The sequence below is a fragment of the Pseudomonas sp. 1D4 genome, from assembly GCF_001728925.1.
Taxonomy (GTDB): domain Bacteria; phylum Pseudomonadota; class Gammaproteobacteria; order Pseudomonadales; family Pseudomonadaceae; genus Metapseudomonas; species Metapseudomonas otitidis.
The window spans coordinates 22939-47606 of sequence record NZ_LXJQ01000032.1; the positions used below are offsets into that span (position 1 = coordinate 22939).

Here is a 24668-nt window from a genome sequence, read left to right on the forward strand (position 1 = left end):
CTCTCCAGCGGGAGCCTCACCATGAACCAGCCGACCGAGCCCTCCCCCTGGCACGCCGGGGAACAGCAACTGCAGGCACGCGCCGGGGTGGCCCAGCGCATGGCGGACATGGGCCGGCGGGTGATCCGCGACCACATGCCCGAGCAGCACCGCGCCTTCTACCGTCAGTTGCCCTTCGTGCTGCTGGGCACGGTGGACGCCGAGGGGCGCCCCTGGGCCAGCGTCCTCGAAGGCCCGGTCGGTTTCGCCCACTCGCCGGACCCACGCCTGCTGCGGCTGGACGCCCTGCCCCAGGCCGGCGACCCGGCCGCAGCCGCCCTCACCGACGGCGCGGCGGTGGGCCTGCTGGGCATCGAGCTGCACAGCCGGCGGCGCAACCGCCTCAACGGCCAGGTGGTGATCCGTGACGGGCACGGGCTGGGTATCGCCGTGGAACAGACCTTCGGCAACTGCCCGCAGTACATCCAACTGCGCCAGTACGAGACCGTCGCGGAGCCCACCCCCGCCGCGGCAGCCGCCGAGCCTCTCGATCACCTGGACGACGCGGCACGCCAGGTGATCGCCAGCGCCGACACCTTCTTCGTCGCCAGCTACGTCACCCTCGCCGATGGCCACCGAACCGTGGACGTCTCCCACCGGGGCGGCCAGGCCGGCTTCGTCCGGGTCCGGGGCAACCGCCTGAGCATCCCGGACTTCGCCGGCAACCTGCACTTCAACACCCTCGGCAACCTGCTGCTCAACCCGCAGGCGGGCCTGCTGTTCATCGACTTCGCCAGCGGCGACATCCTGCAACTCAGCGGGCGCACCGAGCTGACGCTGGAGGGAGAGGAAATCCGCGCCTTCCAGGGTGCGGAACGGCTCTGGCACCTGGAGGTGGAGCAGGTCATCCGCCGCCCGGCCGCCCTGGCGTTGCGCTGGGCCTTCCAGGGCTATTCCGCCAACAGCCTGATGACCGGCAACTGGGATGAGGCCGAGGCCCGCCTGCAGGCCGCCGCGCAACGCGACCACTGGCGCCCGCTGCGGGTGACGCGGGTGCAGGACGAGAGCGCCAGCATCCGCTCCTTCTACCTGGAGCCCGCCGACCAGGGCGGCTGGCCGGTCTTCTCCGCCGGTCAGCACCTGCCGCTGCGGCTTGCCCTGCCGGGCCAGGCGCAACCGCTGATCCGCACCTACAGCCTGTCCAGCGCGCCGTCGGACGGCTTCCTGCGGATCAGCGTGAAGCGCGACGGCCTCGTCTCCCGGCACCTGCACGCGCACCTCGGCGTCGGCAGCCTGTTGGAGGCCAAGGCCCCGCGCGGCCGCTTCGTGCTCGACCCGGAGGAACGCCGCCCACTGGTGCTGCTGGCGGCCGGCGTCGGCATCACGCCGCTGCTGAGCATGTTGCGCGAGGTGCACTACCAGAACCGTCGCCTGCGTCGGCGCCGTGTGGTCTGGCTGTTCCAGTCCGCGCGCCACGGGAGCGAGCTGGCCTTCGGCCGCGAACTGGCCGCCCTGCAGCAGGAAGCCGGCGACACGCTGCAGTGGCTGCGGGTACTCAGCCAGCCGGAACCAGAGCTGCAGGAGGGGCTGGATTTCGACCAGGCGGGGCGCATCGACACCGCCCTGCTCAAGGCCGTGCTGCCCTTCGACGACTACGACTTCGTCCTCTGCGGCCCCGCCGGCTTCACCCAGGCGCTGTACGACGGCCTGCGGGCACTGAACATCAGCGATGGCCGCCTGCATGCCGAGACCTTCGGCCCCTCCAGCCTGCAACGCCGGCCGGACACGGCCAGCCCAGCCGATGCGCTGCCCCCGGCGGCCACCGAAGCGGTGCCGGTGCTGTTCCGGCAATCCGCCAAGGAGGCCCGCTGGCAGCCCGAGGGCGGCAGCCTGCTGGAGCTGGCGGAGCGCCGCGGGCTGCAGCCGGACTTCAGTTGCCGCAGCGGCTCCTGTGGCACCTGCCGCACGCGCATCCTCAGCGGCCAGGTGACCTACCCGCAGCCACCGGCCAGCCTGCCAGACGCGGGCGAGGTGCTGATCTGCTGCGCAGTGCCCGCCGCCGGTACGCCGCAGCCGCTGGTGCTCGACCTTTGACGACTACCTTTGAAGCCACGTCCCCCACCTCGCAAGGCCCGACAATGACTGCCGAACCCCGTCCCCCGCTTCCCCCCTTCACCCGTGAAACCGCCGTGCAGAAGGTGCGCATGGCCGAAGACGGCTGGAACAGCCGCGACCCGGAGCGGGTCGCCCTGGCGTATACCGTCGACAGCCGCTGGCGCAACCGCAGCGAGTTCCCCCGTGGCCGCGAGCAGATCCGCGACTTCCTCACCCGCAAGTGGCAGCGCGAGCAGCAGTACCGCCTGATCAAGGAACTCTGGGCCTTCGAAGGCCACCGCATCGCCGTGCGCTTCGCCTACGAATGGCACGACGCCGAGGGGCAGTGGTACCGCTCCTACGGCAACGAGAACTGGGCGTTCGACGAACACGGCCTGATGCAGGTCCGCCATGCCAGCATCAACGACCTGCCGATCCGCGAGGACCAGCGGCTGTTCCACTGGCCCCAGGGCCGGCGGCCCGACGACCATCCCGGGTTGAGCGAGCTGGGGTTGTAGACGCCTGCAAGCGGCGCCGGCTTAGCCGGAACGTGCCAGGGCGGATCGGTACAGGGCGGCGGCGATGCCTTCGATTTCGGAGGCGAGGTGCAGCCGCTTGATCCAGCGGGCCGGAATGCCCTGCCGGCCGTAGAAGGCGCCGGCGATCTGGCCGGTGATGGCGGCGGTGGTGTCGGCGTCATCCCCCAGGTTGGCAGCGGCGAGTACCGCCGCCTCGAAAGAGTCGGTGGACCAGAAGCACCACAGCGAGGCTTCGAGGGAAGCGACGCAGTAGCCGGTGCCCTGGACTTCGTCACGCGACCTGTGCCTGAAGCTGCCTTCGGCCTGGCGCTGGATGGCGGGCTCGGCATAGGTCTCCGGGGACAGCGTCAGCACCTCGTCCTTGCCCTCACCGGCCAGCGCCTTGGCGATGACCTCTGCCAGCAGCAGGCACGACTCGATGGCCTCGGCCGCGCCATGGGTGGTGAGAGAGCTCTGGCGCGCCGCCCAGCGCATCGCCTCGCGGTCCGGGTAGAAGAACAGCACCGCCGGGGCCAGGCGCATGAGCGAACCGTTGCCGGCAGTCTGAGGGTCGCTCGAGCCCGCGAACGGCTCTCCCGTTTCCTGGAAGCGCGTCAGGGCATCCCGGACCGTCATGCCGATGTCGAAGCACGCCCCCGTCGAACTCCAGTAGCCCCATTGCCACCAGTTCAGGTAGCGGGTCATCTGGTCCCGGGCATCGAACCCGTTGCGCTCCAGCAGACTTTCCGCCAGGCACAGCGCCATGGAGGTGTCGTCCGTCCACTGCCCCGGCGCCAGGTGGAAGGGCCCACCGCCGACCATGTCGGTGATGGGGACGAGAGCGCTGCGATGGATGAACTCGAGGGTCGTGCCGACCGCGTCGCCACAGGCCAGGCCAAGCAGGCACCCTGCGTAGCGATCCGAGAGCTGTGCGTTGTGCATGCGGGTGACTCCCTTCCGGTTCCTGGCTAAGCCCCATTGGCAGAGCCTTTCAGGGGCGCGCAGGGTAGCAGAGGCGCTGTCTGGCGCCTGAGACGGTTCTGGCAAAACGGCCCGCAAGGCATGCCAGGCTGCGGCGCGCCGCTGTATGCTCGCCGCCCACAAGGACGTACCCCGCCATGCAGTGGATGCCGATATGACACCCGCTCTCCGCGTTGCCGCCTTCATGCTCATCAGCGCCCGCAGTCTGACCGCTCGGGCCGAAGCGCCCCTGCACGGCTACTACCAGGCCGTCACCCTCGCCACGGGCCATTACCAGACCCTCACCGTGCTGGCCACGGCGCGCGGTCTGTCGTTCTTCTATGTGTCGGAATCGGGCGCCGCCCGCTGCGAAGTACCGGGTATCGCATCGCCCGAGCCAGGCAGCGCCGACACCTATCTGTTCACCGACGACCCGGACCATCACCTGTACGCGAGCTGGGAAGGCTACGGCACGCCCGATGCATCACCCCGCTGCCAGGTGAGCCTCGTCTTCGCAGAGAACAAGGTGGTGGTGAAACCGCTGGATGCACAGCGCTGCCGGTCCTTCTGCGGCCTGCGGGGTGCCATCGGCGGCACCTTGGAGCGGGTGGGGCATTGGAAGATGGAATGAGTCGAAGTGCCGGATCGAAGACAGCCGTAAGGAATGCCCAATATGTCGAGCAGCAAAGAAGCCAACCGGGAACCACTGAGCCATCTGCGAACTCTCAGCGCCAGGACGTAGAATGGCGCCCGCGCCGATCCCCTGATCGGGCACGCCTGGAGCCTGCTTCCCGATGTTCACCCTCGTTACCCTCGACACACCGCCGCCCGAGTCCCTGAAGAGCCAGGTCCTGCAGGCGGTGGTGGACGATTTCAGCGACATCAGCCCCGTACCGCTGACGCCCAGCAACCCGCTCTACCCGCTGTACCAGTACGTGATCGGCTACGAGGTGCACCTCTACCTGCAAGCCATGGACAGCGGGCTGGACGGCGCCGCGCGGCTCGTCCTGGCGCTGGATGACGAAGACCCTTCCCAGGTGCTCGGCTTTGCCCTCTTTCTGCCGAGCGCGGACGACGCCGAGGCCTGCACCCTCCCCTACATCGCCGTGAAGGCCAGCCACCGCCGGCGCGGCATCGGCCGTGCCCTGCTGCAGCAGGTGATCGCCCAGCGGCCCCACCTCGAACTGGCCTGCGTCGCCAGCAAGGCACCGCTCTTCGAAGCTATGGGGTTGCGCGTACTGGCCGCCCAGGGGCCCCACGTCCTGCTCAACACCCGTGACCACCGTTCCGACGGCCTGGTCGCCGTGCAGGACCTCGCCCCCATCTACCAGTCCAAGGAAGTGCGGCAGATCCACGCCTACCTGGTGAAGCAGCACGGCAGCAAGGCCATGCGCGAAGCCGAGGCCAAGCGCGACCGGCTGCTGGACCAGTTGGCCTTTCACGCCCAGGCACTGGTGAAGGAGCGTTTTCCCACGGTGCATTGAAGATCGGTGCACCTGGAGCATCGCCCCTCCATCGCCGTCATTAATGGGTCGTTGCCCCACCCGGGTCGAAGCGCCACCCCTCAGCCTCCAGGTTGTTGAGGGTGTGCAGCAGCTCGTGTCAGCGCCACAGTCTTTCATGGCCATGAACAAGGCCGACCTGGACGTCGAGAATCAACAGCGTCTGCATCAGTGGATCTCCTTGCGTACCCCCTCAACGCACGGACACAAAAAAGCCCGTCCATCGCTGGCGGGCCTTTGAAGTTCGTGATTTGTGCGCTCACGACACCTCACACGCGACGCTCGTGGTGGTGAGGGCGTGAATGAGCATCGAGTGGAACTACCGGGATGGCGGGTACATGGCAATAAGAAACCGAAGGCTACTCCGGCAAGTAGTGACTCCCCGCCGATGCGGCTCTCGCGTCAGTACTGAGGGCGAAGAGGCAATCTTCCAGATACGGCCGGACCTCCGACCACCCTTTGCGATCGGCGAAATAACCCCTGAGTTTCTTTCCTGCGTCGACGACATCAGGCTCATGCTGCATCAGCATCACCCTGGCAACTGAACTGGCGTCGTCCTCCTTGTGCTTTTCGTGATCCTGCTTGGCATAGGAATGAAACTCCTCGATCCGACCAAGTACAGGCTCAGTGCCCGCCAGGCACTTGTCACCAATGATCTCGTCACGCCGCTGAACATGCCCACCGGCAAAACTGTCCTGGACCATATGCAGCAAACTGCCAAAGGCCACTTCACTAACATGGGCACGCAACCATGGGCGCCCTGCCGTAAACAAGTCCTGAACCGTTTGAGCATTGTTGAAGCTCTGCTCCCAGCCCTCGATCTTCACGTCTTTCAAGTAAGTGTTGATGGGGTACGTACCATCCGCCACGCCCCAGGCAAACTGTGCCCACATCATGATGCTCTGCTTCGTCTTCTCCGGCGAATCCCCCTCCTGGGATGCCATTGCATGCAGGAACTGCAGATCACCGAAGTGTGAGCGGGCAATGTAGTTTCCCGACCCCATGTAGGCAGTAGGATCTGATGCGCTCTTCTTCTCTGCGGCCTTGAACAGGTTGATCCAGCACTTTGTTTGAGAGATGAATCCAACCGAGTAGCGCCCATCACAGCCGGAAACCTTGGCATCTTGAGCTCCCGGCATGAACACGGGGTCATCATTCCACCTCACCCCGGCAATGATGTAAGGCCCGGCATTCTCCAGATCCGGGTTACTGCATTTCTGCCAGTCTCCATCGCACCCATATATTTTCTGTGTCAGCGCTTCATGAGCCGGATCGGCAAAATTGTGCATGGCAAAGCTGGCAAAAGGCACGGTTGCCCTGTAGGTAACGCCATATTCCTGTGCCATGGATCGCTCTGCCGCAGTTCCATTCGGTGAAAGCTGGAAGGCCTCAACCTCTCCAACAACCACGGAAAACACTGCCCCGGCAATTACCAGCACTGATTGATTCATGAGCCGTCCCTGCGCTTTGATCGCATGAGCCCATCAGCCTTGCACGCCCAGCCAAAGGCCAATTCGGCCTTACAGCAACGCCTGCATACAAGTGGGTGATGGAGTTGAATGTTCAGCGTAGTGTGTGCCGCTTCGTTGTCCAATCGATTCGACTACAGCGGGCTGCTGACCTGAGTCATGGACTTCGGCACCCGGGAGGCATCACCCGCTGTAGCGTCTCATCATTCAACTGCAGTGGTTCGGAGCATCCCCAACAACGTACGGCTATGTCCGGGCACTTTCGGAACTGATTGAAAATACAGAGCAGGCAAGCCGAAAACAGCGGACTCAAGAACAAGGACTCAAGAAAACGTGGGCGCCCCCATCATCATTGGCAACAGCCATGACATCTGGATCAGCAACGCCCTGAAAGACGCCTTCTGTGACGTCATGACCCATGTCGCCGCTCTGGAAGGCCTGGACATCATGGCCATCTACGAAGAGGCGCCGGGCGTTGCCGGAACATATGGAGTGACAGGCGTGGGAATTGCCATAGGCGACTTCGATCAGTACCTGGGCGGGTGTGAAGGCGTGCGCCGACACATCAACACCTGCCAAAGACGACTGAAGGAAGTTGCAGCTGCCTGCTGCCTTTCTGAGACCGGCACGGAAGCGATGGCACACATACTGGCCTGGGTGGCCTATCACATGGATGGGAATCCAATCCCCGAAAACTGCAACCTCAGGTTCGACTGGCCACCGGGCTACACCCCTTTGAACCCTGCAACCCCAAACCCGCCAGGTGCACCGTGAACCGAAGCTACCTATTTCTTTTCGTGCTGTGCCTGATCGGTACGCCATGCTGGGCGGAACCGTCGCAACGAGAACTCGAGGGCATCCAGATATGGGAAGCGGCCCACCTGGCAGCCGAGCAAACCATCCCTGCGCTGCTCGAGCGCTACGGCAACGCCATCGGCTGCGGGTTTGCTTTCAAACCCGGCAACGTCGTCAAGTACCGCATCCAGAAGCAACCCGTCTTCGTTGCAGCCATCAGCCTGGACGTAGGGTGCTCGGGGGGCAGTTCAATGGGCAGAACCCTGCTGGTGACGATGAAGTACGGCGACTACCACAGGATCTCCGTCGACCCGGAACGCTCCAGGCCATCCCTGACGCCCACGGACTTTCCCAAGCGCCTGGAACGGCTTTATGTGGAGAACGGCGAGATCCTGTTCTCGGGCTTCAAGCCCGACTGGACGAAAGATGCGCTGTGCTGCGCAACCCAGCCGGTCAAGGGCAAGGTCTCGTTCAGTGATGGCGGGTGGCAGGTTGTCTTCCAGCCTTGAGGGCCCGGCCGTTGGGCGTCAGAACAGGGCGCCCTAAGGCTCTATCTCGCTCATGCTGCCAAGTCCAAAGATCGGTGACCTCGTTCGCATGGGTACATCGCTCTTAAGCGCCGGGCGTCGGGCTGGCCCATTGAGAAAGGAAGCTCGCGATTCGCTCCTCGATACGGCTCTCGACGGTTCGAAGGCGCAAAAGAGCAATGCCGCTTTTTTCCAGCACACCGTTCTTAATGGCGTCCCGCGCGGCCTGGTCGGGGCGGTCGTGGGAGCCTCCATCGACCTCGATGACCCCGATAGGGGTCTTGCCCACCTTGTAATAAATGACGAAATCACAACTCGCGCGAGCCATGAATCCGCGCTCACGATCGGTCCAATCCTGGCGATGTGGCGATGCGATCTGATCCAGCTTGATCTGCGTGTGGAACATCAACGACTGGTAAGCCGGAGCTGACAACGCCTCACGCAAGAGCTGCGTCACGATCTGCTCGGATTTGTAGCGCGAGTCTTCAGGACGAAGGCGAGCCTCGAGTTGCGCCAGAGATTGATCGAACTCCCGGTAGAGCAAATCGAAAGCCGATACCACCGGTGCGCGAATGACCTGATCATCCTGCGCGTAATAGGTGATGTAACGCATCAAAGCTGCGATGTGGCCGTTATTTTCAGTAAACACATCGTCGCCCGTTACCAGGGTGAAACAGTGCTTGGCCCGTGAGACCGCCACGTTGATCATGCGGGGGTCATCAACGAAATCCAGGCGCCTGCGCGCTTGGTTGAAGTGTTTTTTGTCCAGCACGGTGGAAAACACGATCTCGTCGCACTCACGGCCCTGGAACTTGTGCACGGTGTCCTTGATGAAGTCCTTCGGCAGACGGTCGCCGGAGAGGTTAACCTGGGCACGGAACGGCGCGATGAAACCACGACCATCCTCCTTCAGCTCAAGCGGCTCTCCCCCGCGTTCCAGCACTTCAAGCAGTGACTCCAGTTCGCGGAGGTTGACGTTCCGGCGGGCATGATTGCCCTTGGCCGTCACCACCAGACGCAGCGGCTCTTCGCCCTTGTCCTCGGTCATTGGCACCAACGCGTTGTCGTAGAACTGCTGGTTGCAGAACTGGATGATTCGGGGGTGGCACCGGTAATGCTCCTTCAGCAGGGTTCTGGGAACGACGTCCTTGAACACGCGAATGCACGAATCAAGCAGGCTGTAGCGCTCGCAGTCATAGGCTTCGGCAGGCGCCGGCAAGCCCAGCACAACCGGGATGTGCGCCAACTGGCGGTTGTCCCCGACGATGATCAGATTCCTCGCGCAGCCCATCGCCAGGATGCCCGGCACGATGTCTTGCAGCGAGGCTTCGTCAATGATCGCGTAGTCGAGGATCGCGCCTTTTCCAATCGAGTTGACGATGGAGTGCGTGCCGCTCCCCAGGATCGGGAAACGGCTCACGAAGGCATCGAAACGCAGGCAGTAGGTCGACGCATCGAAGTTGTCCGTCGGTGGCGTCCGGCGCTGCAAGTGCTGCTTCAGATGCCGCATCGAAGCGGTCTGCAGCTCATCCAGCAGGGCCGTGAAGTTTCCGCGCGCCAGGGACTCGCGGCATGCCTGCAGTTCCGCCTGCGTGTCTTGCAGCGCCTTGTCGTAGTAGTGCATCTGCAGGGCATGAAAGACCGATAGGCGCGCATCGCCCTGGGCGAATGGCTTGGTTCGAAAGATCCTGAAGTTGAACAGCAGTTCGATCCGGTCCCGGAGGCGGATGCGTTGCTCACCGAGGTAAGCCAGGTAGGCCATCAGGTCTGCTGTGCTTCGCGGCGAAAGCTTGTACTTCTCCAAGGAGGTGACAGCCTGGATGCCACTGTCTTCTTGCCACTGCTGCAGGAAGCGCCGCTCGATGGTCAGCTCATCGAGCTTGGCCTGCAGTTGTGCAGCCCGATTGTGGTCATGCAGGTGCTGCTTGACGCGGGCCAGCAAGGCTTGAATCTCATCCAGCGTCGGTGCCGGCCCGGGTTCGCTCGACGGCCAAGGCGGCAGGTTCGCGAAGAAGTCATCGCGCTTGTCCTTCTTGCCGAGCTTGGCGATCAGATGACCCAGCCCGAATTTCTCCAGCTTCTCGTAGACGTTTTCCACCGCTGCATTGTTGTTGGACAGTACCGCGACCGTCTGATTACGCAGCAGGATATTGGCGAGGATATTGAGGATGGTCTGGGTCTTGCCGGTTCCCGGAGGCCCTTCGATCACACTGACCTGGGCACGGAATGCCTGCTCGACCGCCGCGAGCTGGCTCTCGTTCAACCCGAACGGATAGATCAGCCCATGGCCCGGTGTCAGTACCTTGCTGTGCCCGTTGCAGTAGGCATGCAACGCGGTATCCGCGCTGGCAGGCAGCTTCTCCAACTGGCGCACGATATTGGCGGCAACCTCATGGTCGTCCTTCGACTCGGCACGACTCTGGCGGGCATTCGCCACTTCCCGGAAATAGCCAAAGACCGCCGAGCTCTTCATCCCCGTTGGCTTCGCCAAATGGATGTTTTCCATCTTGTGGATGTAAGGCGTGTCGGAGTTGGGGTAATACACCACGACATACCGCTCGCCGTAGATCATCGCTTTTGCGACAGGCTGGGTGATCGTGCTGCCGGATTTGGTCAGCAACACCTCCTCCAGTACGCGGCAGGGTGAGATGAGGCAGTCAGCCAGTGCGTGGCGGACGCGGCGTTTTTTGGAGTAGATGCATATCAGCTGCAGGCCTTCGCGCTTGTCACTCCAGATCTTCCAATCGACTATCTCTGCGGTCTTGTCCTCACCACCCACACGAATCGAAACCATACATTCCCTATACTTATGCGCACGGCATCCCGCTGTGCATTGGCAAACATCGAATGCCGTACTTCCAGAAAAATGCCATTTTGCCATCACTCTTCGAGTGACTGATAACGCGCTCGCTTGAAGGCTGCGCTGGCTCCATACAAGCGACCTCTAGCTTCCCCGCTCTACCCCCTTACGCCTCCCCAACACCCCGCTCCGCAGAACAAGCCCCGGCTCCCACTCCGGCTCGCCGACCTTGACCGTTTCCAGCACCTGCCACCTGAGCGTGTCGCCAACCAGCGTGGCCTTGCCCTTCACGACCTCGCCCGTTCGACCGCTGGTGACAAACAGAACGGCTTCGGAGCCCGTCACGGTTCCCCGGACTTCGCCGCCCTCGTTGAGCTTGCCGCAGTTGACCGTGGCGAGGTAGTGCGTCCCGAGCACCGTGTTGCCCTGCTGGGTCAGATCGAAGCCGGCGCCTCCGCACTCGGCCTGGGCGGCCTGTTGCTCGGGCGTGCGCAGGTCCAGGTACCAGCTTCCAGTGAAGGTGGGTTCGGCGAGGCAAAGGGCGGGAATGGCCTGGAGCAGCAGCAGGGCTGCGAGCAGGCGGGCCAGGCGTGGCTGGCAGCCGGTGTGAGTGGTGAGGTACGTATGCCGCATGGCGATCCTTGTCCGTGCGCGGATGATGAAAGCCCCCGTGCAGAGGGCTTGGCAGTTGGGTTGCCCCAGTCGATCAGTGCTGCTCCAGCTCCTGGCGCAATTGCTCCAGCAGTGCCTGCACCGTCAGTTCGGGGTTTGCCAGCAGGTAGCTCTTGGCCAGGATCGTCAGCGGGTGCACGCCCATGTTCTCCGCCAGCTCTGCCAGCTTGATGACCGAAGGGCTCTTGATGCCGCGCTCCACATCGCTGATGTAGCTCTGGCTTGCCCCCACCGATTCCTGGGAAAGATCGCTGCTGAGCCTCAACTCCTTGATGGCCTTCCCGAGGGCTTGCTTCAGTTCCATTCCACCTACTCGCAAAAAGGAACGATGAAGCCTTTCGTCTGGCCATTACTCCATACTCGATAGAGTATTATTTGCCGAATGGGAGCACCTCTTACGCCCTCTAGCTCCGGGGCTCTGAAAGGGAAGTTTCCGGCCAATGCACCTGCTCCCGAACACATGGACCCGCGACATCACCCACGTCCTCGCCCAGCCACCCGGCGAGCCTCAGCTGCAGGCCGTCACCCACTGGCTCCAGAGCCTTGCCCCGACCGACCACGTCGTACTGTTCGTCAACGAAGGCCATTACCCGCCTCAGCCTCTCTACTACGCCCTGCCGCCCGAACGGCGACGGCGCTTCATCGATGACTACAGAAGCGGCCCCTACCTGCTCGACCCCTTCTACCTCAGCAGCCTCTTCGACAAGGTCGATGGGCTCTACAGCCTGCGGGACCTGGCGCGGGAAGGCTTCGAAAGCGGCCACTACTTCCTCACCTACTACCACCGCCTGCGGCTGAGTGATCAGGTGGGCTTCCTCACCACCCCGGAGCCAGGCTGCCGAGCAGTGCTTTCGCTGATGAGGGCCACAGGCAAGAACGCGTACGACGACGCGACGCTGCGGCTGCTGCATGACGCCATGCCGGTCGTGGAGGACGTGGTGCGCCTGGCCTGGGCGGCCAGGAGCCAGCCACGGGCGGATGCCCTGTGGCCGACCGAGCATGTGCGCGCGGTATTCAGCAGCTTTGGGGAGGAACTGCTGACGCGGCGGGAGCACACGATTGCCCAGCTGATGCTGCAGGGCTACTCCAGCCTGGAAATCGCCAGGCAACTGCGCATCGCCTGGAGCACCGTGAAGGTCCACCGGCGCAACCTGTACGAGAAGCTGGAAGTGGACAGCCAGGTGCAACTCTTCGGGCTGTTCATGGGCGAGCTGCTTGGCGCGGGATTGTTCAGCAGGCCAAAGCGGCGGCAACGTCGATATCGGCGCCAGTCCTGACATCGCTCCAGAGCCCTCCACCCCACACCGGAACACCGCAATCAACCCAAGCCATTCGCACGCGCCCCACGCCCGGCCGAATGGACAGTGGCTGCACGCTGTAACAGCGACATGAGGACGCTCGACTTTACAGGCAGGCACGGCCCCCGAGTTGCGGTAGCATCCCGCGCTTGCCATGGAGAGTGATATGCAAAACCGATACGGAAGACTCGCCTCGTGGATTTATCACCTGGATAAACCCATCAGCCATTCATTTGGAGACCTGGAGTACTACCAGCAGTGCCTGGCGGACGTTGATGGCCCGGTACTGGAACCCGCAGTGGGCAATGGGCGGATCTTCATACCGCTGCTGGAGAGGGGCCTGGCCATCGAGGGCTTCGATGCCTCCCACGAGATGCTCGAATACTGCCGGCAGGAATGCCGGGCGCGAGGGCTGCCCGCGCCCCTCACACAGCAGACGTTCGAGCAGTTCCGCTATGACCAGCGATTCGCAGCCATCATCATGCCCGCCGGGTCATTCCAGCTGATTACCGAAACCACCTCCGCAATGGCCGTGCTCAAGCGGTTCTGGAATCACCTGCAGCCCGGCGGGCGGTTGATCATGGACATCGACCCCATCGAGAGCATCATCGGGGAGGCACAGGCGGCACGGAGCTGGACAGTGGATGGCAGCAACCTGCTCACGCTGACCAGCCACCGGGCCGAAGTGGACTACCGCAAGCAAACCACGCTGTCCCATCTGCACTATCAGCATTGGCAAGACGGCACCTTACAGTCCACCGAGCTGGATCTTTTCCACTTGCGTTGGTGGGGCGTCGACGAACTGGCATTCGCACTGCGTGAAGCGGGCTTTGTAGAGGTGGTGGCGTCAGGCGGCTACCAGCATGGCCGCTGCCCCTGCCAGAGCGATCCCATCATCAGCCTCGAAGCACGCCGCCCAGATTGACAAGGCCTTGAACAAGGGCGTGGCAAAGGTGGCGCGGGGCGGATCGAAAGCGGCCACGTCCACGCCAACCGTGAAGGGCCGTAAGCCCCGGCACGTTCATCCCGAATCGAAGGGTGAACGTGCCGATCAGCCCAACCTGCAACCACACCGCTGAGAGCAGCCGAGGCAGTTGTTCAAGCAACCGCCTCACTCGGTCAGCGGCTGACCATGGGCTCGGCCTGACGTAATGCTTTCCGCCCCAAGACCCGTCACTTCCTCCCAGACAAGACGGCAGCCTGCCGCCATGTCGGCCCCCTCCTCCCCTTGCCCTCGGGCTCGGCCGTCCCTATCCTGCGCCGGCCACGGTCAATCCCGTGGACGGGTTTGACAGCCCGAAAGAACATTGGCGCGAATGCGCCGCGAGGTGCATGCGAAAAACGGCGAATGTTTTTCGCAGGCATCAGCACGCATGCAGTTTTCACAACTGCTCTGCTTTATGGCAGGTCGCGCGGGGAGGTCCTCGTGGCCTGCCGGTTCCAATGTTGCCGGTCTGTCAACCCCGCGCGGCTTGCCGCCCTTCGACTGACAGCGTGGGTGGCAAGTCTTCAATTCAACATTGGAGAGCCACCATGCATGACGCATTCACCCCCATCACCTTCCAACGCCACTGCCACCAACTGCGCGCCGTCATGATCGACAACCGCCCCTGGTTCGTCGCCCTCGACTTCGCCCTGATGATCGCCGCCACCCGGCCCTACCGCCTGACCAAACGCCTCTATCCCCACCAATTCCGCTTCGCCTTTCTCCGCTACAGCACAGGGCGCTGCGAAGAGGTGGAACTGGTCAGTGACGCCGGCCTCTATCGCGCTCTCTACCGCTTCGGCCACCCCGAACACTGCGCCCTCAGCCAGTGGCTCAGCGACGAAGTGATCCCCACCCTCCACGACTACCACCGCGACCCGCAGGCCAGCCCGAGGCGCATCCTCATGACCTGGGCCAACCAGCGCATCGCCGCCCTGCACTGGCAAAGCGAAACCTGGATCGCCCGGCAGGACCTGCCGCGCTTTATGGCCGCGCACGATGACCTGCGGCTGGGGGATGGGCCGAGTTGGAGGCGGTTTTTCTAGGGAGGTGGAAATGGAAACGCCGCATGGGAGTGCGGCGTTTTTTATGGAAATGGCAGTTATCGGCCAGAAGCAGCCGTTTGCTCCGCACAGCCTCAACGTAACCGGTGCGCCGCGTAGCGCTCCAAGAGCGGTACCTGACAACGCTCCTTAAGGGACTTCAAGCACGAGGGTGTCCGAATTTTTGTGTAACCGGCTCATGAGCGACACTGTCGCTCCGAACCGAAGACACCATGAGCAAGACGAAACACCCCATCACTGACGAGCGGCTGGATCAGCTCCTGGCCAACTACCAGAAACTTGAAGACCTGATCGGTGCCGAAGGCATCCTCAAGCAGCAGACCAAGAAGCTGGTCGAGCGTGCGCTGGATGCCAAGCTGACGCATCACCTGGGGCACGACAAGCATCAGCCGGTCAGCAACCCGGCTGGCAATACCCGTAACGGTTCCAATCGCAAGAAGCTCAAGGGCGAGTTCGGTGAGCTGCCCATCGAGGTGCCCCGTGACCGTCACGGCACGTTCGACCCGCAGATCGTCGAGAAGCACCAGACTCGCTGGACGGGCTTCGATGGCAAAATCCTCTCGCTGTATGCCCGCAGCATGACCGTGCGCGAGATCCAGGCGCACTTGCAGGAAATGTAGGGCGCCGAGATCTCCTCGGTGACCGACGCTGTAGCCGATGAGGTGAAGGGCTGGCAATTGCGCCCGCTCGATACGGTCTATCCCATCGTCTACCTCGACTGCATCCAAACCAAAGTGCGTGAAGGTGCCGTGCGGGTGAAAGCGGTGTATTTGGCGCTGGGCATCAACCTGGCCGGCGAGAAGGAAGTCCTCGGCCTGTGGATCGCCCAGAGCGAAGGCGCCCAATTCTGGTTGCAGGTTTGACCGAACGGCGCAACCGCGGCGTGCAGGACATCTTCGTTGCCTGCGTGGATGGCCTGAAAGGCTTCCCCTAGGCCATCGAGGCGATGTTCCCCCACACCAGCGTGCAGCTGTGCATCGTGCACATGGTCAGGCACAGCCTGAACTACGTGTCCTGGAAGCGCCGGGCAGAAGTCGCCGCTGACCTGAAGCGGATTTACCAATCCAGCACGGCTGACGAGGCCGAACTGCGCCTCGGCGAGTTCGAGGCCAAGTGGGATGATGACTACCTGCCGATTGGTCAGTCCTGGCGCCGCAACTGGTCACGAATCACGCCGTTCTTCGACTTCCCGCCGGAGATCCGCAAGGTGATCTACACCACCAATGCCATCGAGTCGGTAAATATGAGCCTGCGCAACATCAGCAAGAAATGGACGATGCCGACCCGTGACTGGAAGGCGGCGCTGACGCGCTTTACGATCAGCTACGAAGACAGGCTGCCACCGCAGTAACCTCAACACCGGTTACACAGAATTCTGCACACCCTCCAGCGCGAGCGCTTGGGAAAATTTTCAGCACAAGGCATGTGAAATCCAAATAATTAAATACTTATAAATAATATGGGAATATTTCTATGGCCATGTTTACCAAGCAAAAAGGCTCATCAAGCAGCACGCCTTCTGTTTTTTCACGCTGGCTCACATCTAAGGTAATGAACTATTTAAATAGTGAGCGATATCTAATACAGAGCAGGAAAAGGCATGAGAAAAAACGCCTTAGAGATGGGCGCGGACATATTGTGGAATATTTTCATCAGGTTGACGACGGCTACTCTCACCTGGCCATACAAGCTTTAGAAAAATTAAAAACACGATATGACATTGAGTTTAAAGTGCATCTTGTTCCTTCGCTGAAAAATGATGACTTTCCTGAGCTTGAATTATGGCGAGATATGTCTAGAAGGGACGCGGCCAATGTTGCTCCTTATTATGGCCTAAGCTTCAATAGCACAGAAGCGCTGCCCGACACGAGACTTGTTGCCATTGCCAATGCAGTTTTATGCCGACTCCACCCAGATGACTTTGTGAGTGCCGGCGTCGAAGTTAGTAGTTTCTTGTGGAATAACAATGAAGAGGGCTTAAAAGACTTAGCTGAAAAATACGGATCCGCCTCAGCAGAAGAAGTTGCCCTGGCACTTGAATCTGGCGTCAGTCGTCGCAAAAAATTGAAGCACTACAATACGGCCATGTTTTACTACGAAGGCGAATGGTACTGGGGCGTCGACCGCCTCTATCATCTTGAAAACCGACTAATCTCCCTGGGCGCATGTAAAAACTCTAAAAGCTCATTAGTTGCTCCTCGCCCCGAAATTCCGGAAGTATTTAATGATGGTGCTAAAGAGCTAACCCTTGAGTTTTTTGTTTCACTTCGCAGCCCCTATACGGCCATCGCATGGGAACCCACGATCAAACTCGCCAAGGACTCTGGGATTAACTTAGTCGTAAGACCAGTGTTGCCAATGGTTATGCGAGGCGTGCCTGCTTCTCGAGCGAAAAAGATCTATATTGCCACCGATTCTAGCCGGGAAGCCAAAACACTAGGCGTAGCATTTGACAACTTCTATGATCCAATTGGCGAGCCTACATTGCGTGGCTACAGCATTTATATGTGGGCATCACAACAAAATAAGGGGAATGATTTTATTGGAGCCTTCCTTAATGGAGTTTTTGCAAGAGGGATTAATGCAAACTCCATGAGCGGCATGAAGAGCATCGTAGAACTGGCGGGATTAAGGTGGGACGAAGCAAGACACCATCTTCATGATAATTCCTGGGCAACGACACTTGAAACAAATCGATTGGCGATGTACGAGTTCGGCAATTGGGGCGTACCAAGTTATCGCCTATTGAATTCCAATGGCAAGGAGATATTGAGTGCTTGGGGGCAAGATCGCTTGTGGTTGCTTGCTTATAAAATTAGAGAATTGAGCCAGTCTCGATAACCTATTGAACGTTTGATCGCCCCAAACAGGCAGATTTCACTGATCGGTCTGATGCGCGCTCGATTATGAGGCGTGAATCGCCCCGGGCTTCGTACACGCCACGAATCCTCACAAACGAGCTTTGGCAAACGTCCGCTTCTGGCCGATACCTACCCATCAAAGGTCCACCTATTCCCCCTCCCACATTAAAAAACCCGGCCTGGCGCCGGGGTCAGGCCGCAGTTCGCGGCCTCAGTCGGGGCTTATGCCGCACGCGGGGAAACGATGATCTTCACGTTGTGCTCCTTGTTGTGCACCAGCTCTTCGAAGCCCTTCTCGACGATCTGCTCCAGTTCGATGCGGCCGGTGACCAGGGGCGTGATATCGAGACGGCCGTCGGCGATGAAGGCGATGACGTCGGCGAATTCGCCGTTGCAGGCCAGGGCGCCGAGGACCTGTTTCTCGGTGGCCACCAGTTCGAAGAAGTTGAACGAGCTGGGCTCTTCGAAGATGCCTACCAGCACGCAGGTGCCGGCCTTGCGGATGGCGTCGATGGCGTCGATGGCGAGCTTGGCGGTGTGCTTGTTGCCGATGCATTCGAATGCTGACGCGGCGCCCAGGCTCTGGGTGAGCGCGCGGTTCTCGGCGAGGACGTCGCATTCATTCGGGGCCAGCGCGTGGCTGGCGCCCACTCCGCGGGCCTTGGCCTTGCGCGCATGGGACATCTCCCGGGCGACGCTGTGCCGGCGGGTGGCGCAACACGGCATCGAGATGCTGCGCATGAAGAGCGAGCCGGCGAGCCCGCTGGAGGGCGCCTCCGACAGGGTTACTTGAAGAGCGCCGAGACCACCTTGGCGACGTGTTCGGCGCCCCGGCTGATCTCGCCCATGATGGTGGCGACGGTGGAGATCTGCGCGTTGTTGTCCTTGGCGCTGGCCTCGATCTTCTTCATGTAGTCGTCGATCTGCTGGGTCATCTTCACGTTTTCGGTGACCACACTCTTGATCTCGACAGTGGCACCGCTGGTGCGCCCGGCCAGTTGCCGCACTTCGTCGGCCACCACGGCGAAGCCGCGTCCCATGTCCCCTGCCCGCGCCGCTTCGATGGCGGCATTGAGGGCCAGCAGGTTGGTCTGCTCGGCGACGCCCTGGATGGTGGTGACGATGTTCTCGATGTCCTTGGCCTGAAGGTTCAGCTTGGAGATGAGGTCCACGGCGGTGTTCACCATGGTCAGGGTGGTGGCGGAGATCGCCACCGACTGGTTGAGCGAATCCATGCCCCGGTTGGAGATCTGCGCGGTCTCCTCGGCGGTGGCAAAGGACAGTTCGGCGGCACGCCGGACCTCTTCGTTGCGGTGCACCTGTTCGGTGACGTCGATGGCGAACTTGACCACCTTGAACACGGTTCCGGATTCGTCCTTCACCGGGTTGTAGCTGGCCTCGATGTGCACGGTGCTGCCTGAGGCGGTCTTGCGCTCGAAGTGGCCGCGGTGGAAGTTGCCGGCCTTGAGGCTGGCCCAGAAATTGGGGTTCTCCCTGTAGAACTCGTCGAAGCAAAGCATGCGGTGGTGGCGGCCCTTGAGGCCGTTGAGGCTGTAGCCCATGAGGCGTAGGAAGTTGTCGTTGGCGTCGATGATCTCGCCGTCGGGGGTGAACTCGATCATGGCCATGGAGCGGCGCAGCGCATCGCTCAGTGCGGCCAGCACCAGCATGTCGGCATGTTTCTCGGTGACGTCGCTGGCGATCTTCAACACTTCGACCACACGACCGGTGGCGTCCTTGACGGGGAAGTAGGTCGCCTCCAGCCAGATCACTGCGCCGCTCTTGGCAATGCGCTTGAACACGCCGCGTTGGGAGATGCCGTTGGCGAGGGACGTCCAGAAGCGCTCGTAGTCACTGGAGTTGCGGAAGCTGTCTTCGCAGAAGATGCGGTGGTGCTTGCCGAGCACCTCCTGCTCGGTGTAACCGACCACCTGTAGGAACAGGGGGTTGGCGGTGAGGATGTCACCTCGGGGCGTGAAGCAGACGCACGCGACGTTGTCCTCTATGGCGCGTAGGCGCTGGAGGCTGGCTTCGTCCTGGGGGGTTTTGGGGGCAAGGCTGACTTGGCTCTTTCTGAACAGCATGATGAGCTCCTTTTAGCGTTGGGCGAGGCACTTTCAAACCCATAAAAACACGCCGTGCTCGCTCCATGGCTGGAGCGGCATCCCTCAGCGTAGCCAAGCCAAACGGGGTGTGCGCTAAAGGCGCCCCCTCAACCTCACTGGCTGCGAAAACGTCCGGGCAGAACTTCGCCGAGCGGGTTACGCGAAGGAGGCACGCCAACACTCCCTGTCCAACTGTCGGGAAACTGCTTGGCAAGCAAACTACCGCCGCGCCTGAGCAGTGCATACGGCTGGCCGTCAGGGTCGGCACTCGGCATCTTCCAGCAGGCTCAGGTCAGGTGGATGACAGGACCGGGCGAGAGCGAGGCGCCAGCAGCAAGGCCAGGCAGAACCAGACGAACGGCGCTGCAGCGCCCATGAGCATGGGCGAGGCGTAAGCGCTCAGCGAGAAGGCGCAGAGGCTGGTCGCCAGCAGGGCAAGCCCGCAGATCAGGCCAGCCCGCGCGTACCGGCCCAGGCGGCGGGCCAGGAAGTGGGCGATGAGCCGGCCGATGATCGAGGCAACGATGAGCACCTGCTCGACGCCCAGCACGGCGATACCGGCCATGAAGGCGGGCCCCTCGGCCGCGTCCCGCTCCACGGCCCGGAAGAACCAGGCGACTTGCGCCCCGTAGAGCACGGCCACCCCGGCCAGGGCCACCAGAAACGCTCGCCGCCCGGGGAGCAGCGCGGGCAGCGTGCCCACCAGCAGCATCCCGATCAATGCCATGCCCTGCATGGTGCCGACTTCCTTGTAGGGTTCATCCTCGACGCCCGGCGAAGCGGCTTCCCTGCCTGCGGATGGGCGTGCCCAGGGCGCCATCATCAACGGGGCATGGGCCGGGTCAATCCCCGGGATGAGTTTCTGTCGATGGGTTCGCAGATGGAGGCGCGTGTGCTTCGACGCCGCAACGAAAAAGACACGCCGAAGCGTGTCTTTTTCCAGGTGGGTTGCGGCGGCGTCAGCTCTCCCCCACCGGCGCCTGGTCGGCCTCCACCAGCAGGCTGGCACGCCGTGTGAGCAGGCGATAGGCGCCGCACAGCACCAGCAGGAAGGGGATGCCGAAGACCAGGGTCATATGGAAGGCCGGGACGAAGGCGGTGGTAATGAGCACGGCCACCATCAACCCGAGCCCGAGCAAGGTCGCCCAGGGGAAGCCCCACATGCGGAAGGACAGCTGCAGGCCGCCGTTGCGCGCGTGATAGCGGCGGAAGCGGTAGTGGGTGAGGAAGATCATCATCCAGGCGAACAGCGCGCCGAAGATGGAGATGGCCATCATCAGCATGAAGGACTCTTCCGGGAACACCAGGTTGACCAGGGTGGCCAGGGCGATGCCGGTACACGACAGGGCCAGGGCGTTGAGCGGGACGCCGTTGCTGCCGAGCCGCCCCATGATGCGCGGGGCATGGCCGGCGCGGGCGAGGCTGAACATCATCCGGGTGGTGGTGTAGAGCTGGCTGTTCATGGCCGACAGGGCGGCGACAAGGATGACGAAGTTGATCAGCCCGGTGGCGCCGGGAATGCCCACCTGCTCCATCACCATGACGAAGGGGCTCTGCTCGCCCTGCCCCGACTGGTTCCATGGCACCAGGGCGAGGATCAGCGCCAGGGTGAGGATGTAGAACACCAGCAGGCGCGCCATGGTGACACGGAAGGCACGCTTGACGGCCACTTCCGGTTGCTCGGCTTCACCGGCGGCGACGGCGATCATCTCGATGCTGAGGTAGCTGAAGATGGAGATGATCACGGCGATCCACACGCCGGAGATGCCGTTGGGCATGAAACCGCCGTGGGCGACGTAGTGGTGGAAGCCGTAGGCGGGGTCGCCGCCACCGAACACCAGCCAGGCGCCGAGCAGGATGAAGGCGACGATGGCGGCGATCTTGATGGCCGAGAAAGCGTATTCGAAATGCCCGAACGCTTTGACGCTGATGGCGTTGGTGACCACCAGGCCGGCGGAGAACAGCAGGATCCAGACCCAACCGGCGACGGCGGGGAACCAGTGCTTCATGTACAGGGCGATGGCGGTCACTTCGGTGCCGACCGCGAGGACGATGGCGGCCCAGTAGGCGTAGCGGACGAGGAAGCCCGCCAGGGGGCTGACGTAGAACTCGGCGTAGGCGCCGAAGGAGCCGGAGGTGGGGTGGGCGACGGTCATTTCGGCCAGGCAGCCCATCAGCAGCAGGGCGATCAGGGCGCCGATGGCGTAGCTGATGAGCACGCCGGGGCCGGCGAAGCCGATGGCGAAGCTGCTGCCCATGAACAGGCCGGTGCCGATGGCACCGCCTATGGCGATCATGGCCATCTGGCCGGAGGTGAGCTGGCGCTTGAGGCCCTGCTCCCGCGCGGTGATGGCGGCGAATCCTGTCTTGTCGTTCATCGTGTGCCTCGGTGTTGTCGTTATGCGGGGCTCAGAGCAGTTGCAGCGGGTAGTCGATGATCACCCGCAGTTCGTTGTTGTCGGCGGTGTCGGCCCGGCCGACCTGGGCGGTGGAGCGGATGCTGGCCTGGCGCAGGCGGATGGAGAGGTCCTTGGCGGTTCCGCCCTGGACGACATAGCCGAGCTCGATGTCGCGCTCCCAACGCTTGCCAGCCTCGCCGTAGCGCTGGTAGGCGCTGGGGCTGCTGCGATGGCTGTCGTCGATGTGGTCGCCACGGATGTAGCGGCTCATGAAGCTGAGGCCGGGCACGCCGAAGGGGGCGAAATCGAGGTCGTAGCGCACTTGCCAGGAGCGCTCGTTGGGTGCGTTGAAATCGAGGACCTGGACGGAGTTGGCGAGGTAGATGGAGGTGCCGGGCTGGCGGTCGAAACCGAGGTAGTCGAAGGGCTGGTCGCCGTTCACGCGCTGGTGCGCCAGGGTCAGGGCATGGGCGCCGAAGCGGTAGCGGGCGGAGGTGGACCAGGCGGTGGTGTCGATCCGTCCGGCCAGGCTGCGGCCCTGGTCGAGGGTGCGGTAGAGGCTGAAGTCGAGGGTCAGGGCCTGCTGGTCGGCCAGGTCGAAGCGCTGGCCGGCGCCGAGGTAGTACTGGCGCCAGATGTCCTCATAGCGCGAGGCATAGACGGAGAGGCTGGTGGCGTCGCTGGGTGTCCACTGGCCGCCGAGGTAGTCGGCGCGACGGGTTTCCACCTGGGCGAACAGGGCCTTGAGGGCGCCGTCGCTGTTGGTGGAGTTGCCGTCGTTGCCGGCGGTGAAGTGCCCGGCCTCCAGCAGCAGGTTCTCCACCTCACGACTGCCTAGGGAGAAGCCGATGGGCATGGGAGCGAACAGGCGGGCGTTGCCGGTGCCGAACACGGGGTTCATGAGGGCCTGGCTGCCGTACTTCAATTCGGTGCGGGAAACACGCAGCTTGAGGGCGCCGCCAATCTCGGCCTGGCTGTCTTCGGGGCGGCCCCGGGAGTCGATCGGCAGCAGGTCGGTGCCGGTGCGGGCACGGTTGCTGTCGAGCTTGAGGCCGAGGTTGGCGTAGGCGTCCAGGCCGAAACCAACGGTGCCCTGGGTGTAGCCGGACTGGTAGTCGAGGGTGAAGCCGTGGGCCCACTCCTCGCGATAGTTCTGCCCGCCCGGGTTGTTGAGCAGGTTGCGGTGGAAGTAGAAGTTGCGCTGGTTGAGCTGCAGGCGGCTGCCTTCGAGGAAACCTTCGGGGCTTTCGGCGGCCATCAGCGGGGTAACGGTGATGCCACCCAGGAGCAAGGCGGCGCGGGCCAATCGTGCGGTGTTCATCTCATCGACCTTTTGTTGTGGTTATGGGTGAGAGGTGGAGGCGCCCTTCCGGGCGCCTCTCGGGGTGGTCAGGTCACTTGCTTGCGCGCCATGAAGCGCTCCTGCCGCCAGGTTTCGCCGTCGAGGATCTCGCCGAGGCGTTCGGCGGCGTCCCAGACATCGACGAAACGGGTGTAGAGGGGGGTGAAGCCAAAGCGCATGATGCGCGGCTCGCGGTAGTCGCCGACTACGCCCCGCTCGATCAGCGCCTGAACGATGGCATAGCCCTCGGGGTGCTCGTAGCTGACGTGGCTGCCACGGCGGGCGTGCTCCAGGGGGGTGACCAGGGTGAGCGGGTGCTGGCCGCAGCGGGCCTGCACGCGCTCGATGAAGAGGTCGGTGAGGGCCAGGGACTTCTCCCGCAGGGCCTCCATGCTGGTTCGGCCATAGACCTCGAGGCCGCACTCGATCATGGCCATGGAGGTGATCGGCTGGGTGCCGCAGAGGTAGCGGCCGATGCCGGGGGCCGGCTCGTAGGCAGGCTCCATGCCGAACTGGCGGGCATGGCCCCACCAGCCGGACAGCGGCTGCCAGACCAGTTCGCGCAGGGCGGGGGCGACCCAGACGAAGGCCGGGGAGCCCGGGCCGCCGTTGAGGTACTTGTAGGTGCAGCCGATGGCGTAGTCGGCTTTGGCGGCGGTGAGGTCGATGGGCACGGCGCCGGCGGAGTGGCAGAGGTCCCAGATGGTCAGCGCGCCGCATTCATGGGCCAGTGCGGTGAGGGCCTGCATGTCGTGCAGGTAGCCGGTCTTGTAGTTGACCTGGGTGATGAGGGCGACGGCGGTATCGGTGCCGATGGCGGCAGGCAGCTCTTCGGGGGTGTCCACCAGGCGCAGGCTGTAGCCCTGCTGGAGCAGGTCGGCGAGGCCTTCGACCATGTAGATGTCGGTGGGGAAGTTGCTGGTTTCGGTGACGATGACCTTGCGCGAGGGGTCTCGCTGGGCCTGCACGCGCAGGGCGGCGACCAGGACCTTGAAGAGGTTGATGGAGGTGGTGTCGGTGATCACCACTTCGTCCTGGCCGGCGCCGATGAGCTCGGCCAGTTGGTTGCCGAGGCGCTCGGGCAGGCCGCGCCAGCCGGCTTCGTTCCAACTGCCGATCAGGCCTGTGCCCCATTCGTCCTCCACCACTTGCCGGGCACGCTCCAGGGCGGCCTTGGGGCGCGCGCCGAGGGAGTTGCCGTCGAGGTAGATGACGCCTTCGGGCAGGGCGAAGTCATCTCGCAGGGGCGCGAGGGCATCACGGGCGTCGAGGTCGAGGCAGGTCTGTCTTGTTGTCAT

20 protein-coding genes and 3 pseudogenes are annotated in these 24668 nt (G+C 62.9%); 11 read left to right on the forward strand and 12 right to left on the reverse strand.

All coding sequences use genetic code 11. The features are described 5' to 3' along the window. Positions 1–21: 21 nt before the first annotated feature. Positions 22–2073 (forward strand): pyridoxamine 5'-phosphate oxidase family protein, encoded by a 2052-nt coding sequence (locus A7D27_RS16700; protein ID WP_069565487.1) that lies wholly within the window; start codon positions 22–24, stop codon positions 2071–2073. Positions 2074–2117: 44 nt separating this feature from the next. Then, positions 2118–2591 carry a nuclear transport factor 2 family protein gene (locus A7D27_RS16705; protein WP_069560260.1) on the forward strand — a complete coding sequence of 158 codons (474 nt, stop codon included), beginning with the start codon at positions 2118–2120 and terminating at the stop codon, positions 2589–2591. 21 nt (positions 2592–2612) lie between these two features. Here A7D27_RS16705 and A7D27_RS16710 read toward each other — a convergent pair whose 3' ends face one another. Further along, positions 2613–3533: an ADP-ribosylglycohydrolase family protein gene (locus A7D27_RS16710; RefSeq protein WP_069565488.1), complete on the reverse strand. Its 921-nt coding sequence runs from the start codon at positions 3531–3533 to the stop codon at positions 2613–2615. A 193-nt stretch (positions 3534–3726) separates the two neighbouring features. Between A7D27_RS16710 and A7D27_RS16715 the strand changes: the two genes are divergently transcribed. Next, entirely contained in the window at positions 3727–4182 is a 456-nt protein-coding gene (locus tag A7D27_RS16715; RefSeq protein ID WP_069565489.1) for a hypothetical protein, read from the forward strand. A gap of 163 nt (positions 4183–4345) precedes the next feature. Then, complete coding sequence (locus A7D27_RS16720) at positions 4346–5035, forward strand: GNAT family N-acetyltransferase (RefSeq protein ID WP_069565490.1); 690 nt, start codon at positions 4346–4348, stop codon at positions 5033–5035. A gap of 377 nt (positions 5036–5412) precedes the next feature. Here the strand turns inward: A7D27_RS16720 and A7D27_RS16725 are convergent, their stop codons facing one another. Then, positions 5413–6504, reverse strand: a complete 1092-nt coding sequence (locus A7D27_RS16725; RefSeq protein ID WP_069565491.1) for a hypothetical protein — start codon at positions 6502–6504, stop codon at positions 5413–5415. 351 nt (positions 6505–6855) lie between these two features. On the opposite strand from A7D27_RS16725, the gene A7D27_RS16730 reads away from it, so the two are divergent. Beyond that, positions 6856–7296 (forward strand): hypothetical protein, encoded by a 441-nt coding sequence (locus A7D27_RS16730; RefSeq protein ID WP_069565492.1) that lies wholly within the window; start codon positions 6856–6858, stop codon positions 7294–7296. Further along, entirely contained in the window at positions 7293–7826 is a 534-nt protein-coding gene (locus A7D27_RS16735) for a hypothetical protein (protein WP_069565493.1), read from the forward strand. Before A7D27_RS16730 ends, A7D27_RS16735 begins: the two co-directional genes overlap by 4 nt. Positions 7827–7929: 103 nt before the next feature. Here A7D27_RS16735 and A7D27_RS16740 read toward each other — a convergent pair whose 3' ends face one another. The 3 genes from A7D27_RS16740 to A7D27_RS16750 form a co-directional block, all read right to left on the reverse strand. Continuing rightward, a complete protein-coding gene (locus A7D27_RS16740; protein WP_069565494.1) occupies positions 7930–10638 on the reverse strand; it encodes an AAA domain-containing protein in 2709 nt (902 codons plus the stop codon). Between the two features lie 150 nt (positions 10639–10788). After that, the gene (locus tag A7D27_RS16745) at positions 10789–11277 is read right to left on the reverse strand and encodes a hypothetical protein (RefSeq protein WP_069565495.1); all 489 of its coding nucleotides are present in this window, start codon (positions 11275–11277) and stop codon (positions 10789–10791) included. Positions 11278–11350: 73 nt separating this feature from the next. Beyond that, positions 11351–11620 (reverse strand): helix-turn-helix domain-containing protein, encoded by a 270-nt coding sequence (locus A7D27_RS16750; protein WP_044400503.1) that lies wholly within the window; start codon positions 11618–11620, stop codon positions 11351–11353. A 136-nt stretch (positions 11621–11756) separates the two neighbouring features. On the opposite strand from A7D27_RS16750, the gene A7D27_RS16755 reads away from it, so the two are divergent. The 5 genes and pseudogenes from A7D27_RS16755 to A7D27_RS27275 all read left to right on the forward strand — a co-directional run bounded on the left by A7D27_RS16755 (position 11757) and on the right by A7D27_RS27275 (position 17504). Continuing rightward, entirely contained in the window at positions 11757–12593 is an 837-nt protein-coding gene (locus tag A7D27_RS16755; protein WP_069565496.1) for a LuxR C-terminal-related transcriptional regulator, read from the forward strand. Positions 12594–12780: 187 nt separating this feature from the next. After that, entirely contained in the window at positions 12781–13539 is a 759-nt protein-coding gene (locus A7D27_RS16760) for a class I SAM-dependent methyltransferase (protein ID WP_069565497.1), read from the forward strand. A gap of 608 nt (positions 13540–14147) precedes the next feature. Next, positions 14148–14645 carry a phage antirepressor gene (locus A7D27_RS16765; RefSeq protein ID WP_069565498.1) on the forward strand — a complete coding sequence of 166 codons (498 nt, stop codon included), beginning with the start codon at positions 14148–14150 and terminating at the stop codon, positions 14643–14645. Between the two features lie 230 nt (positions 14646–14875). Continuing rightward, positions 14876–16014 (forward strand): annotated as a pseudogene (locus A7D27_RS16770) (IS256 family transposase). Positions 16015–16136: 122 nt separating this feature from the next. After that, positions 16137–17504 (forward strand): DsbA family protein, encoded by a 1368-nt coding sequence (locus A7D27_RS27275; protein WP_083265662.1) that lies wholly within the window; start codon positions 16137–16139, stop codon positions 17502–17504. A 242-nt stretch (positions 17505–17746) separates the two neighbouring features. Here the strand turns inward: A7D27_RS27275 and A7D27_RS16775 are convergent. The 7 genes and pseudogenes from A7D27_RS16775 to kynU all read right to left on the reverse strand — a co-directional run. Next, positions 17747–18217 (reverse strand): annotated as a pseudogene (locus A7D27_RS16775) (zinc-binding dehydrogenase); the annotation flags it as partial. A 92-nt stretch (positions 18218–18309) separates the two neighbouring features. Continuing rightward, complete coding sequence (locus A7D27_RS29190) at positions 18310–18759, reverse strand: methyl-accepting chemotaxis protein (RefSeq protein ID WP_371850554.1); 450 nt, start codon at positions 18757–18759, stop codon at positions 18310–18312. A 78-nt stretch (positions 18760–18837) separates the two neighbouring features. Then, positions 18838–19608: pseudogene (locus A7D27_RS29195) on the reverse strand (PAS domain-containing protein); the annotation flags it as partial. A gap of 313 nt (positions 19609–19921) precedes the next feature. After that, a complete protein-coding gene (locus A7D27_RS16785) occupies positions 19922–20452 on the reverse strand; it encodes a hypothetical protein (protein ID WP_139131094.1) in 531 nt (176 codons plus the stop codon). Positions 20453–20588: 136 nt separating this feature from the next. Next, entirely contained in the window at positions 20589–22007 is a 1419-nt protein-coding gene (locus A7D27_RS16790) for an amino acid permease (protein ID WP_069560274.1), read from the reverse strand. Positions 22008–22038: 31 nt separating this feature from the next. Then, positions 22039–23349 carry an OprD family porin gene (locus tag A7D27_RS16795; RefSeq protein WP_069565499.1) on the reverse strand — a complete coding sequence of 437 codons (1311 nt, stop codon included), beginning with the start codon at positions 23347–23349 and terminating at the stop codon, positions 22039–22041. Between the two features lie 68 nt (positions 23350–23417). Further along, positions 23418–24668, reverse strand: a complete 1251-nt coding sequence (gene kynU, locus A7D27_RS16800; RefSeq protein WP_069565500.1) for a kynureninase — start codon at positions 24666–24668, stop codon at positions 23418–23420.